The organism is Pseudochelatococcus lubricantis, assembly GCF_011762225.1.
GTDB lineage: Bacteria > Pseudomonadota > Alphaproteobacteria > Rhizobiales > Beijerinckiaceae > Pseudochelatococcus > Pseudochelatococcus lubricantis.
In genome coordinates, this window is record NZ_JAASQI010000002.1 from 100,690 (window position 1) to 114,000 (window position 13,311).

Genomic DNA, 13,311 nt, shown 5'->3' on the forward strand with positions numbered 1-13,311 from the left:
TAGGCGGCAGCCGACGTTTGCCGCTTTCCCCGGATCCTGTTTCAGATGAACGTTGCCCCCGCTTCCCTTGTCGACGCGGCTCTTGCTGCCGAGGCTCGCCCGGCTGCCCGTCATCACACTGTCGCTGTGGATGTCGGCGGCGTCGTGGTCGGCGGCGGCGCGCCGGTCGTCGTGCAGTCGATGACCAACACCGACACGGCCGACGTCGCCGCGACCGTGACGCAGGTGGCCGCGCTGGCGCGCACCGGGTCGGAGCTGGTGCGCATCACCGTGGATCGGGACGAGGCGGCGCGCGCCGTGCCCTACATCCGCGACGCGCTGATGGTGAAGGGCATCGAGGTGCCGCTCGTCGGCGACTTCCACTACATCGGCCACAAGCTGCTGACGGAACACCCGGCTTGCGCCGAGGCGCTGGCGAAATATCGCATCAACCCCGGCAATGTCGGCTTCAGGCAAAAGCGTGACAAGCAGTTCTCGACCATCGTCGAAATCGCCGCGCGCAACGGCAAGCCGGTGCGGATCGGCGCCAACTGGGGCTCGCTGGACCAGGAACTGCTGACGCGGTTGATGGATGCGAACTCGAACAGCGATACGCCGCTCGACGCGCGCGCCGTTACCCGCGAGGCGCTGGTGCAGTCGGCGTTGCTGTCTGCGGCGCGGGCGGAGGAGATCGGCCTGCCGCGCGACCGCATCATCCTCTCCGCGAAGGTCTCGGCGGTGCAGGATCTGATCGCCGTCTATCGCGATCTGGCGCGCCGCTCCGACTATGCGCTGCATCTGGGGCTCACCGAGGCCGGCATGGGCTCCAAGGGCCTGGTCGCGTCCTCCGCGGCTCTCGGCATCCTGCTGCAGGAAGGCATCGGCGACACCATCCGCTATTCGCTGACGCCTGAGCCCGGCGGCGACCGCTCGCTTGAGGTTCGCGCCGCGCAGGAGTTGCTGCAGACGATGGGCTTCCGCACCTTCGTGCCACTCGTCGCCGCCTGCCCCGGTTGCGGGCGCACCACCTCCACCGTGTTTCAGGAACTGGCGCGCGACATCCAGAGCTGGATCACGACATCCATGCCCGAGTGGAAGACGCGCTATCCGGGTGTCGAGAATCTCAATGTCGCGGTGATGGGCTGTATCGTCAACGGGCCCGGAGAGTCGAAACATGCCGACATCGGCATTTCGCTGCCCGGCACCGGCGAAACGCCTTCCGCCCCCGTGTTCATCGATGGCGAGAAGGCGATGACCCTGAAAGGGGCGGGAATCGCCGATGAGTTCAAGAACCTCGTCAACGACTATATCGAGCGCCGGTTCGGCTGATGTCCGCCGGGCTGCAGGAGCGGCCCGGCTTGCACTGCCCGCCGAACCGTTCCGTCTTCCCGCTTTCGGGCGCCGGGAATGGCCGGGCGCGGCTACTTGCAGAAATAGCGCTTGCCGTCATAGGCGACGTACGTTCCCGAGTCGGGATCGAACGACCGGTATTTGCTGGCACAATAGCTGAGCCATGTGGCGTCCGAGCGCGGCGGCGGGTCGTCCTGCGCGGTGAGCGCTCCGCCCAAGGCGGCGCCGGCCGCAAGGCCCAGCACGCCGGCGGCGACCGCTGCTCCCGGATTGTAAAAGTCCGGGCCGTGGCTGCGGTAATAATAAGGCGGCGGTGGAGGCGGCGGCGGCCGGTACCAGTGGGGCGGCGGCGGCCGGCGCGGATAGCGATAGCCATGTCGCCAGCGCGGCGGACCGTAGTAGTCGCGCGGCGGCCCGTAATACCGGCGCGGCGGGCCGTCGTAGTAATAGTCGGGAGGTGGCGGCCCGTAGCGATACTGCACGTCGACGATCGGCAGGCCCTCTGCCTCGCCACGTCCGGAATCCGTCAGCGTGACCGCGGCAGCCGGCGGCACCGTGATGGCTGCCGCCGACAGGATGGTGAGCGCGGCGAGCAGCACGCCGGCAACGCGCCGGGCTGGTTTCGACCGCCATTCGGTCTGCTGAAGAGCATCCTTTTGCATCACAAAGTTACTCCCTGCGTATTCGCTCCCCGAGGGGCGAATGGTCGAGAGCGTTTACCGATCGCACCGGATCGGCAACGGCTCTCTATTTCTCTCGGCAGGGAAAATTCCTGTCAGCCAGATGGCTTCATTCGACGTCCGGGCGCCCCTGCTTGAATAGGATTCGAACAGGCCGCCGTGTCGGTATTAAGGCCGCATTTTGTCGTCACGCTTACGATTTCGTGGCGTGCGGCCACTCCCGGATGGCGGCGACTATGGGCGCGTGCGCGTTGCGGAAATAGGTCTCAATTCCCTGCCGCGCCCGCTGGCCGAGCGCCTCGCGTTCCGCGGGATCGTCGTGGAGACGGCGCAGGAACGCGGCTGCCTGTCCGATGTCGGGATCGGCCCAATGGAGATCGGGCGCGACATAGAGTTCGCTGGGGTCTTCGACCGGAATCTGGCGGTACGGCACCAGACAGGCGGTTTCTTCGGACATGAAGTCGAGATTGCCGGACCAGCCGGTGGCCACCACCGGCCGCCCGGCGAGCATCGCCTGTGCGGGCACCAGGCCGAAACCCTCCGCCCGGTGAAGGGAGACGACGGCGTCGGAGGAGGCGAGAAGCGTCCACATGTCGTCGTTGTCGAGCGTGTCGAGAAGCAGGCGGATGCGCGGATCGTCGCCGATGGCGGCGCGCACTGTCGCGAGCGCCTCCGCCTCCAGGTGCGAATCGCCGAGCTTGAGCACGAGCAGCGCGTTCTCCCCGCCGGGAAAAGCGCGCCTGAAGGCATCGACGGCGGCGAGCGGATTCTTGCGCGCGAGGCTCGACCGCAGGCTCGCCACGACGGTGGCGACAAAGGCATCTTCCGGCCAGCCGAACCGCGCCCGGTCCCTCGCGAGGCCGGCGGGGGCGCTCATGATGTGGGGAACGACGCGGATCGGCAGCTTGACCCCGGCATTCTCGAAGGCCTGGCGCACGAAATGCGTCGGCACCCAGAGCTCATCGACGAGCGTGAGGGGCGTCAGCCAGTCGTCCGGGATGCGTTCCAGTTCCCAGACGCAATAGCCGATGATGTACTTATCGCGAAGGATGTCGTCCGGCAGGAATTGCAGCGCGTAGCCGAACTGCCCCGGATTGAAGTTGAAGATCACGGTCGCCGGCCCGGAGGCATCGGGAAGCACGGCGTCCCTTTCACCGGTGGCGAAGGCATGGCCGATGTCAAAATCGCGGATCGGCACGCCGGCCTCCTCCACGAGGCCGCGCGTGAGGCGCGCGCTCCAGCCGAGGCCGAGCGGACTTGCGAGGAAGCCGCACATCATGACCGGCGCCTGGGGCGCGGCAAGCCGGCGGCCGGCCCGTTTCGGCAGGGGGATGAGCCTTGCCACGATGCGCCGGCGCAGCGGGCGGGGCACAAGCCGCCACAGGCGAACGAGGCCGAACTTGAACCACAGTTGCGGGATCAGGCTCAGAACCTTGTTTGCCATCGGGAAACCATGAGGTGAGAATCGCGGGAAAGGTCGGCCGCTCGGCCCGGGCGAAAAGACGCGCGGACATTACAGACAATCGCAGGACGACGATAGCCCCCTGTCGTTGTGGCCGAACGGGTCTCAATCCCCGGCCGCGTTCCCTCCAGCGGAGGGCGCTGCGGTAGCGGGTTCCGGATCGCCCTGCCGCGCGCCGGCCCGCCCCCCGCGCCGCCTGCCCCTGCCGCCCTCTGCGGCGTCGCCGGGAGCGGGGGAGGCGAGCGACAGGCGGTCCCGCGCCTGTTCCAGCTCCATGGTCTTCTTGCCGAGCAGGCGGTGCAACTCCCGCACCTGCTCCCGCAACTGCCGGTTCTCCGTCGACAATGCACTGCCTGCCATCCCGGTACTGGCAGACGCATCGCCGAAAAGAATGGCGAAGGTGACGGGATCGTAATAGCGCAGAATCTCGCGAACGAAATCGGACAGAGACAGACCTATGGCGTTCGCCCAGGTCTCGTAACGGTCGGGCGGGATGCGACCATGTCCCGTCTCGATCTGTGAAATGAACGTGTAATATTCGACCCCGAGGATTTCCGCCAGTTGCCGCTGCGAGAGGCCGGCGCTTTCGCGTCGTTCCTTCAGCCAGCGGCCGCCGATGCGGCGCAGTTCTTTCGTGTCCTGCGTCTGTCGTTGATTTGTATACATTCGCGCCCCATAATAAATAAAAAAGATGAAACAGAATTCATGTCTCAAAATTGAATGTGTATGCCTCTTTATGTATGCAAACGGCCGACAATAACGACTCTATATGGAATGAAGTATCGCTTCCATAATCCTTAAGATTAGCGATCATAGATTTTATCTTCAACGTACTACTTCATTTTTTCTGGCGGTACAAGTCCGCACCCGATGTTTGCGCGGGTCGCGAATCCGCATGCGCGGCGCCATTTCCGGCGCGGGCCGCCGGGGGCGTGGGCAGGCATTCCAGACGTGCAACCGCTTCCGCGACCAGCATGCGGAGTTCCCCGGCATGGAGAGCCTTGCCGAGCGCAGGCGCGATGGCCGTATAGGTCCTGCCCGTGCGAATGACATGGAGAATCGGCTCGCCCGTGAACTCCTCGCAGATGGCGAACCATGCGTCGCCCTCATCCGAGAGGCCCCAGCCCACGTCGGTGTCGGCGCCAGTATTTTCCAGCGCCTCGCAGGCGTGACGAAGTGCCGCGAACTCGTCGGCGGTCCAGCCGGTCCATCCACGGAACAATTGCGGCAAGGTCGTTTCAACGCTCATGTTATCTCACACCTATAGCTGTATTCAGGGTAGCACAACAAGCAGGACGATTTGAATGACGGCGCAATTGTGTTATTCTGCTTTACAATCTTGAAAAATTAAAGCTTGAGACTGCGATTTCAATAGTCAATGAAAAATAAATCATATTTCAGCCTCGAATTGAAATCAAAAACACGCATATTACCGTTATATTTTTTATAAAAACTCACATACGTATAAATATATAAATATAATTTTCCCATTAAAATATAGAATATATAATTATTGATGAGTATTTATTCATCATTTATTTTCATAAATATTTTATTTTTACATAAATATAGCCCCCCAAGTTTCATGATTGTATTCTTATATCGGTTAGGTTGCGGAGACAATGTTGTTTTAGTCGCAATATGTGCACTGGATTGCGGCTATTGCGTTGATGGCGTATCATTCTGTATGTAATGCATATCGTGTGGCGGCTCTTGGCCGGCGGCAGGCGTCCGGGCGTGGATGCTGCCGCTGTATTCATGTGTCCGCCGCGGCGTAGGGGTTTCCGATGCGCGGTCGGGAGCCGGCAGTCTGGACAGCAGGAACCGTTCCAATATGGCAGTCGATATCGCGAAATTCCGGGAACACGCCGGGCGTTGGATCGCTGGTACGGGGGATGCCGTGGCCTCCTTCTTCTCCGGTTCTCCCAAGGGAGGCGCCTCCGGGGGCGGGGCCCTCGTTGCCGGTGGCCGCGCCGCGCCGCTGCGTCCGGGAGAAAACGCTCTCGACGCCGCCTTTCGCGCCGCGCGTCCGGCGATCATGTCGGCGATCTTCTTCAGCCTGTTCATCAACGTGCTGGGGCTCGTCGGGCCGCTCTACATGATGCAGGTCTACGACCGCGTGCTGTCGAGCCGTAATGTCACGACGCTGCTCCTGCTGACGCTGATCGTCGCCATCCTCTACGTCACGGCCGCCATTCTGGAGACGGTCAGGACGCGGCTTCTGGTGCGCGGCGGCGTCGCCTTCGACGGCGAGGTGAAAACGGAGGCGTTCGACTCCGTCCAGCGCGCCACGATCCAGCAGCCGTCGCAGGGACATACCCAGGTTCTGCGCGACGTTGACACGGTGCGGGAGTTCTTCACCGGTGCCGGCATCATCGCCGGCTGCGACCTGCCGTGGGTGCCGGTCTACGTGGTCGTCGCCTTCCTGCTGCATCCGTGGTACGGCCTGTTCGCCATCATCACCTGCATCATCTCCGCCATTCTCGCCATTGCCAACGACCGCGCCACCCGCCCGGTGCTCGACAAGGCCACCAAGGCCTCGATTGCGGCGTCCGGCAAGGCCTCCGCCACGTTCCGCAACGCGGAGGTGCTGCAGGCCATGGGCATGATCTCGCGGCTGCGCCACCGGTGGGAGGAAAGCCGCTCGGCGGCGCTCGGCTGGCAGGCGCAGGCCTCCGATCGCGCGGGCTATCTGATGGCCGCGAGCCGCTTCAACCGTATGTTCTCGCAGAGCCTCATCCTGGGCCTTGGCGCCTATCTCGCCATCAACCGCGAGATATCGCCCGGCATGATGATCGCCGCCTCGATCATCGTCGGACGCTGCACGCAGCCTATCGAGGCCGCGATCGGCAACTGGAAGGGCTTCGTCGGCATGCGCGGCGCGCTGAAGCGCGTGCGGGCGCTGCTGAAGGCGGTGCCGCCCGGCCCGCCGCGCATGCGGCTTCCCGACGCCAAGGGGCAGCTCGTGGTCGAAAACCTCGTCGTCCGCGCGCCGGGCCGCGAGGGACCCGTGCTCAAGGGCGTGTCATTCGGCGTGCGCGAAGGCACCATCCTCGGCGTCATCGGCCCGAGCGCGGCTGGCAAATCCAGCCTGGCGCGGGCCATCGTCGGCGTGTGGCCGGCGGTTGCGGGCGCGGTGCGTCTCGACGGGTCCGACCTCAAGCACTGGGATCCGGAGCAGCTCGGCCAGTCGCTCGGCTATCTGCCGCAGGACGTCGAACTCTTCGCCGGCACCATTGCTGAAAACGTCGCCCGCTTCGATGCGCCCGATGAGGCGAAGGTCGTGCAGGCGGCGCAGATGGCCGGCGTCCACGAAATGATCCAGCATCTGCCGCAGGGCTACAACACGCAGATCGGCGAAGGTGGGCACGCGCTTTCCGGTGGCCAGCGCCAGCGCATCGGCCTGGCGCGGGCGATCTACGGCCTGCCGGCGCTCATTGTGCTCGACGAGCCGAACGCGAATCTCGATGCTGCCGGCGAACAGGCGCTGATGAACACGATTCGTGCGCTGAAACAGGCGAAGCGGACCGTTGTATTGGTCACCCACAAGACAAATATACTGACGTTGTGCGACGCGATCCTGATGATCGCCGACGGCACGGTGCAGGCGTTCGGCGAGCGCGACGAGGTGCTGGCCCGCGTCATGGGGCCGCGCGTCGTCACCCAGCCGGCCCCCGCTGTGCAGCAGGGCGGCGGGCAGGGCAAGCCGCCGGCGGTGCCGGGGCAGGCGGCGGCGCAGGCGTGAAGGCGGGCATGACGCCCGCCGCCGCGCGGCAGGTGCCGGACCGGCACGGACGTTATTCGAGCATGGCAGGGTATCAGGATCATGAGTGAAGAAGCCCCCAAGATCTCCGGCGATTACCGGCCGGTTGCCCGCTTCGGTTACGCCGTCGTGGTGCTGACGTTCGGGCTGCTCGGCGGCTGGGCCGCGCTGGCGCACATCGACAGTGCCGTCATCGCCTCGGGTCTCGTCTCGGTGGAGGGCAAGCGCAAGGCCGTCCAGCATCTCGAAGGCGGCATCGTGCGTGAGATCAATGTCACCAGCGGCAGCCGCGTGGAGCAGGGGCAGGTGCTGTTCCGGCTGGATGCCACGAGTTCCGACGCCAACTACGTCGCGACCCGTCGCCAGCTCGACTCCATGCTGGCGCTGGAGGCGCGCCTCGTGGCGGAGCGGGACATGAAGGAAACGATCGCCTTCCCCGCCGAGCTGACCGGGCGCGGGGACGAGCCCGAGGTCGCCCGCACCATCGCTGACCAGGAGACGCAGTTCCGCGAACGCCGCGCCTCGCTCAACGGCCAGATCGATGTCATGAAGACCCGCATCACGCAGTACCAGTCCGAGATTGGCGGCCTCGACCGCGAGCGCCAGTCCGCCCAGCAGCAGCTTTACTTCATCGACGACGAGCTGGTCGGCGTGAAGGCGCTGGCGAAGAAGGGCCTCGTCTCGAAGACGCGCGAATCGTCGCTGGAACGCGAGAAGGCGCGCCTCGACGGCATCATCGGCCGCAACCAGGCCGACAGCGCCAAGGCCCACAACGCCATCGGCGAGATGCAGATCCAGATTCGGCAGGCCGAGCAGGAGTTTCAGGAGAAGGTCGGCCAGAGCCTCGCCGACACGCGGCTGAAGCTCGGCGAGCTGCAGGAGCGCATCCGTATCGCCGAGGACGTGCTGAAGCGCATCGACGTCGTCGCACCGCGCTCGGGTATCGTTCACAACCTGAAGGTGTTCACCCTCGGCGGCGTCATCCGCCCCGGCGACACGCTGCTCGAAATCGTGCCCGAGGACGACGACCTCGTCGTCGAGGTGCATGTCGAGGTCACGGATATCGACCGCGTCCACACCGGCCTGCCGGCGGAGGTGCGCTTCCCCGCCTTCCATTCCCGCACGACGCCGCTCATCATGGGCACGCTGGACGACATCTCGCGCGACCGCCTGACCGACGAGACCACGCGCATGCCGTATTATCTGGCGCAGGTTTCGGTGCGCAATACGGACCTGCCGGAAAACCTGAAGACGCGGCTGCGGCCGGGCATGCCCGCGGAGGTCATCTTCCCCACGGGCGAGCGGTCGGTGCTTGACTATCTGACGCGCCCGCTTACAGAAGCGATCACGACTTCCTTCCGCGAAAAGTGAGACGAGTCATGTCGCAGTATATCGCCATGAACCGCTTCAGGGTCCTGAAGGGTTCCGAGGCCGAGTTCGAGCAGGTCTGGTTGTCGCGCGAGGTGCACCTGCACGAGCTGCCGGGCTTCGTCGAGTTCCACCTGCTGCGCGGGCCGGAGACGGACGAACACACGCTCTATGCATCCCACACCGTTTGGCGTTCGAAGGCCGATTTCGAGGCCTGGACGCGCTCGGAGGCATTCCGCGCCGCTCATCGCAACGCGGGCGACCGCAAGCCGCTCTACGCGGGTCCGCCGCAGTTCGAGGGCTTCGAGGTGCTCCAGACCGTGCTCGGCGACGGCACGCGCGTGAACGCGAATCAGGCCGCTGGCTGATTCGCCACCACCCGGATCGTGAATATGCGTGCGCCGCCTTCGGGCGGCGCATCCGTTTCCGGCGCATTTCCTTCCAGGATATGGCCCGTTTCCCGCACGAGATGGGGAATGTCGATGCCGGCCAGCGGGTCCGTGCAGGCCACGACGAGCAGGGTGCCCGGCGCCGCCCGCGCCAAAGCCTTGCGCGTGCGCAGCGCCGGCAGCGGGCATTTCAGCCCGCGCAGGTCGAGATGCACCGTCTCGCCTCGTCCCGCTCCCGCCGCGTCCATGGCAGCTGCTATTGCCCCCGCCGGGCGGTCGCGGCGAATCGCACGGCCTCCTCGGCGGCGCGGAACTGGGCGCGCGCCTTGTTGATGCACTCCTGCAGCTCGGCCTCCGGGTCGGAATCGTGCACGATGCCCGCGCCCGCCTGCACGGACATGCGCCCGTCCCTGACGATGGCAGTGCGGAGCACGATGCAGGTATCCATCTCGCCGCCGGCGCCGAAATAGCCGATACAGCCGGCATAGGGGCCGCGCTTGTGCTTCTCCAGCTCGTCGATGATCTCCATCGCCCGCACCTTGGGCGCGCCGGAGACCGTTCCCGCCGGAAAGCCTGCGGCGAGTGCGTCGATCACGTCGTGCTGCGGCGCCAGCCGGCCCACGACATTCGAGACGATGTGCATCACCTGGCTGTAATATTCGAGGTAGAAGCTGTCCGTCACCTTCACCGTGCCGGTGGCCGAAACCCGGCCTACATCGTTGCGGCCGAGGTCGAGCAGCATCAGATGCTCCGCCCGCTCCTTGGGGTCGGCGAGCAGCTCGGCCGCCAGCGCCGCGTCGGCGGAGGGCGTCTCGCCCCGGCGGCGTGTGCCGGCGATGGGGCGCACGGTGACGTTCCCGTCCGCCACCTTCACCAGAATTTCCGGGCTGGAGCAGACCACCTGGAAGTCGTTGAAGTCGAGGAAGGCGAGATACGGCGAGGGGTTGGAGCGCCGCAACGCCCGGTAGAGCGACAGCGGCGGCAGCGAAAACGGCGCGTCGAACCGCTGCGACAGCACCACCTGGAAGATGTCGCCGGCCTTGATGTACTCCTTCGCCCGCGCCACCATCTGCCGGAACTCCTCCGGCGCGGTGTTGGAGACGGGTTCCGGCGCGGCCAGCGCGGCCACGTCGATAGGCTGCTCATGCGGCAGGCGCGCGTCGAGCGCCGCCACCGCTTCCTCGATTCGCGCCACGGCGGCCTCGTGCGCCTGCCGCGCGCTCACCCCGGCGGCGGGCCGCACGGGTGTCACCAGCGACAGCGCGTCGGTGACCGAATCGAACACCGCGATCAGCGTCGGGCGCACCATCACCGCGTCCGGCAGGCCCAGCACGTCGGGCGGCGGGGAGGGCAGGCGCTCCATCAGCCGCACCATGTCATAGCCGAGATAGCCGAACACGCCGGCCGCCATGGCCGGCAGGCCGCGCGGCAGTTCGAGCCGGCTTTCCGCCAGCAGCGCGCGCAGGCTGTCGAGCGGCGGGCGCGAATCGCTCTCCGGCGCTCCGTTCCCGCGCGTTACCGTGACGGCGCCCTCCTGGCAGCGCCAGATCACGTCCGGGTTGAGGCCGATGATGGAATAGCGCCCGCGCGCGGCTCCGCCTTCCACTGATTCGAGCAGGAAGGAAGGCCCGCGCGTAATGGCGCGCAGCTTCAGAAAGGCGGCGACGGGCGTTTCAAGGTCGGCGACGAGCGTGGTGCTGACCACGCCGGGCGTGCCCGCCTCGTAGGCGGCCTGGAAGGCGTCGGTAAGGAGCATGTCGGACATCGCGATACCTCAAAGTCCGCCGGAGGGGCCGGCGCCGATGGCCGCCCGCAGCGCCTGCTCGTTGAAGGTGGGCCGCAGTTCCGCCTGCCGCTTGCCGATGTATTCGGCCAGCAGGTCGTCGGCGAGGGCGGTGCGCAGCTGCTGCGCCACCGCTGCGACCTGCGGGGAGCCGGCGGCGAGCGGCGGCGTTGCCGCTTCCGTCACCTGGAACACGACGCGCCCCTCCGGCAGGGCGGCGGAGCCGGCCTTGCCCTTGTGGGTGGCGAATATCTGCTGCACGGCGGCGGGCGGCAGGCCGCCCCCCTGGCTGTTGCGGGCGATGTCCGTCACCGTCCGGGCGGGTCCGGCGAAAGTGCCGGCGGGGAAGGAGGCCACGATGTCGTCGAGGCTCTCGCCCTTGTCCAGCCGCGCCACGATGTCGCCTGCGGTGGCGGAAAGCTTGTCCGCGACGGCCTCGTCCCGCCAGCGCTTCAGCGCCTCGTCGCGCGCCTCCGCGAAGGTACGGTCGCGCTCGGGCGCGACATCCGTGACGTCGAACCACACGTAGCCCGCACCCGTGCTCGTCTGGCGGCGCAGCGGCGCGTTGTCGGCCCCCACGTCGGAGGCGAAGGCGGCCTTCAGCAGGTCCGCGCCACCCGGCAGGTCGGGAATGGTTTTGCCCGCGCGGTCGCGCCCGGCGCTGTCCACGGCGCTGATGGTCTGCAGCGGAAGCCCGTTCGCGGTCGCGATCTCGGCCAGCGGCGTGGCGGCGGCGCGCGCGTCCTCGATGCGGTCATGCAGGGCGTTGACGGCCGCGCGCGCGTCATCGATGGCGATGGCGAGGCGCACCGCCTGCTCCACCTCGCCGAACGACTGCACGGAAGGCGGCGTGATCGACACCACACGTACGATCACGGTGCCGAATCGCCCCTGCACGGGCGCGCTGATTCCCGGCTCCGTCAGCGTGAAGGCGGCCTCGGCCACGGCGGGGTCGAACACGGCGTCGCGCGCCACGAGGCCAAGGTCGTAGTCCGCCTCCGCCACCTTGCGCTCGGCGGCGATGGCCGTGAAATCCGCCCCGTCGGCGAGTCGCTGCCGGGCGACGGCGGCCTCGTCCGCGTTCTGGAAAACGAGCTGCTGCACGTGCCGCGTTTCCGGCGTGCCGTAGCGGCTTTCCTTGTCGGCCTCATAGCGGGCGACGGCCGCCTCGCGCGTCACCTTCTCCGGCTTCGCCAGCGTTTCGGGGTCGATGGAGAGCACGGCGATGGAGCGGAATTCCTGTAGCCGGAACATAGGCTTGCGCTCATTGAACCACGCCTCCAGCGTGGCGTTGTCCGCGTCGGCGACGGTGCCCGCCGCCTGCGGCGCGAGCGTGATCTGCCGCGCCTCGCGCCGTTCCGCCACGAAGCGGTGGAAGGCTTCCTGCATGGGCGCCGTCGGCGCAATGTCGCCCGTGAGACTTTCGGCGATCTGGCGGCGCGGCAGCACGGCGCGCTGCTCGTCGACGAATGCCTTTTCGGTGATGCCGGCGTTTTGCAGGGCGGCGTCGAAGGCGGCGCGGTTGAAGTTGCCCTGTGAATCGCGGAACTGCGGCTCGCGCATCACGATGTCGACGATGGTGGCGTCCGGCACGGCGAGCTTCAGGTCGTCGGCGCTGGTGTCGAGCACGGCCTGCCCCACGAGTTGCCCCAGCACCTGCTGTTCCAGGCCCAGCGCCCGCGCCTGTTCGGGCGAGATGGGCGTGCGGAGCTGCCGTTGCAGCGCCTGCAGCTGGGCCAGATAGGCGTCGCGCGCCGCCTGCGCGGAGATGGTGCGCTCCCCCACCGTGGCGACGGTGTTGCCGCTCGGCCTCGCGATCCAGTCCGCCACGCCCCAGATGCCGAAGGAGAGGATGAGCAGCCCGAACAGGACTGTCGTGATGGCCTTGCCGAACCAATGGCGGCCGGCGTTGCGGAAGATCTGGAGCATGGGTCTGGCGATATCCGGAACGGGAATGGTGTTGAACGCGAACGGCGAACCGCGCGCTCCCTAGCGATAAAGCGGAAACGCCGGGGCCGCAATGCCCGTGCCGCCACCGGGCCCCGATTGTGCCGCCCGCGCCGCCCGCGCCGCCCGCGCCGAAATCGCACCTCATTCGCCAGAGACAGTGTCTAATATGGCACATAATGACTCAAACGAGGCATTTTTGCGCCGTATATACCTATACTTCGTGAACAGAAACGGCATATTAATGACATATCTGTCAGGGCGTGTGCGCGAACCGTGAGATGCGCGTGCGGGCCGGACGTCAGTGGAAGAGGCAACACGCAATGGTTGAATACAGGCACTCATCAGGCGCTCGCGGGAACGTGTCCGATGGAATGGGAAATGTTCCCGCGCGCCACCTCGGGCTGACGAAGGGCGAATCGTGCCCCTCGACGGCCGGCCATTTCGCAAGGCTCGCGCTGACTGCGGCCCTGCTATCCTCCACCGCCCTCGTGGCAGCCAGCGGCGCCTGGGCGCAAGTGGTGAATTGGACGGGGGCGCAAGACGGGGCCTGGGCTACAGGCGCCAACTGGGATGGCGGCGTCGTCCCT

General features: G+C 66.5%; 11 protein-coding genes. 4 read left to right on the forward strand and 7 right to left on the reverse strand.

What is annotated here, in order from left to right:
- Nucleotides 1–45 precede the first annotated feature (45 nt).
- On the forward strand, nucleotides 46–1,308 hold the full coding sequence (gene ispG, locus FHS82_RS04235; RefSeq protein ID WP_166949159.1) for a flavodoxin-dependent (E)-4-hydroxy-3-methylbut-2-enyl-diphosphate synthase: 1,263 nt from the start codon (nucleotides 46–48) through the stop codon (nucleotides 1,306–1,308).
- A 92-nt stretch (nucleotides 1,309–1,400) separates the two neighbouring features.
- On the opposite strand, the gene FHS82_RS04240 is transcribed toward ispG, so the two are convergent.
- The 4 genes from FHS82_RS04240 to FHS82_RS04255 all read right to left on the reverse strand — a co-directional run bounded on the left by FHS82_RS04240 (nucleotide 1,401) and on the right by FHS82_RS04255 (nucleotide 4,720).
- Complete coding sequence (locus FHS82_RS04240) at nucleotides 1,401–1,991, reverse strand: BA14K family protein (RefSeq protein WP_166949161.1); 591 nt, start codon at nucleotides 1,989–1,991, stop codon at nucleotides 1,401–1,403.
- A gap of 211 nt (nucleotides 1,992–2,202) precedes the next feature.
- Entirely contained in the window at nucleotides 2,203–3,453 is a 1,251-nt protein-coding gene (locus tag FHS82_RS04245) for a glycosyltransferase family 4 protein (RefSeq protein WP_166949163.1), read from the reverse strand.
- 123 nt (nucleotides 3,454–3,576) lie between these two features.
- The gene (locus FHS82_RS21405) at nucleotides 3,577–4,137 is read right to left on the reverse strand and encodes a helix-turn-helix domain-containing protein (protein ID WP_166949165.1); all 561 of its coding nucleotides are present in this window, start codon (nucleotides 4,135–4,137) and stop codon (nucleotides 3,577–3,579) included.
- Between the two features lie 172 nt (nucleotides 4,138–4,309).
- Nucleotides 4,310–4,720 carry a hypothetical protein gene (locus FHS82_RS04255; RefSeq protein WP_166949167.1) on the reverse strand — a complete coding sequence of 137 codons (411 nt, stop codon included), beginning with the start codon at nucleotides 4,718–4,720 and terminating at the stop codon, nucleotides 4,310–4,312.
- Nucleotides 4,721–5,305: 585 nt separating this feature from the next.
- Here FHS82_RS04255 and FHS82_RS04260 point away from each other — a divergent pair.
- The 3 genes from FHS82_RS04260 (at nucleotide 5,306) to hmuQ (ending at nucleotide 8,970) form a co-directional block, all read left to right on the forward strand.
- Entirely contained in the window at nucleotides 5,306–7,216 is a 1,911-nt protein-coding gene (locus FHS82_RS04260; protein ID WP_166949169.1) for a type I secretion system permease/ATPase, read from the forward strand.
- Between the two features lie 81 nt (nucleotides 7,217–7,297).
- On the forward strand, nucleotides 7,298–8,605 hold the full coding sequence (locus FHS82_RS04265) for an HlyD family type I secretion periplasmic adaptor subunit (RefSeq protein WP_166949171.1): 1,308 nt from the start codon (nucleotides 7,298–7,300) through the stop codon (nucleotides 8,603–8,605).
- A gap of 8 nt (nucleotides 8,606–8,613) precedes the next feature.
- Nucleotides 8,614–8,970, forward strand: coding sequence for a heme-degrading protein HmuQ (gene hmuQ, locus FHS82_RS04270; protein ID WP_166949173.1), 357 nt, complete (start codon nucleotides 8,614–8,616; stop codon nucleotides 8,968–8,970).
- Here the strand turns inward: hmuQ and FHS82_RS04275 are convergent.
- From FHS82_RS04275 to FHS82_RS04285, 3 genes are read right to left on the reverse strand one after another with little or no spacing between them, the layout of a single operon-like run.
- Entirely contained in the window at nucleotides 8,955–9,239 is a 285-nt protein-coding gene (locus FHS82_RS04275; protein ID WP_166949175.1) for a sulfurtransferase TusA family protein, read from the reverse strand. The two genes, hmuQ and FHS82_RS04275, sit on opposite strands and share 16 nt — an antisense overlap.
- Nucleotides 9,240–9,247: 8 nt before the next feature.
- The gene (gene trpE, locus FHS82_RS04280; RefSeq protein WP_166950195.1) at nucleotides 9,248–10,747 is read right to left on the reverse strand and encodes an anthranilate synthase component I; all 1,500 of its coding nucleotides are present in this window, start codon (nucleotides 10,745–10,747) and stop codon (nucleotides 9,248–9,250) included.
- Nucleotides 10,748–10,765: 18 nt separating this feature from the next.
- Nucleotides 10,766–12,703 (reverse strand): peptidylprolyl isomerase, encoded by a 1,938-nt coding sequence (locus FHS82_RS04285; RefSeq protein WP_166949177.1) that lies wholly within the window; start codon nucleotides 12,701–12,703, stop codon nucleotides 10,766–10,768.
- Between the last annotated feature and the right edge of the window lie 608 nt (nucleotides 12,704–13,311).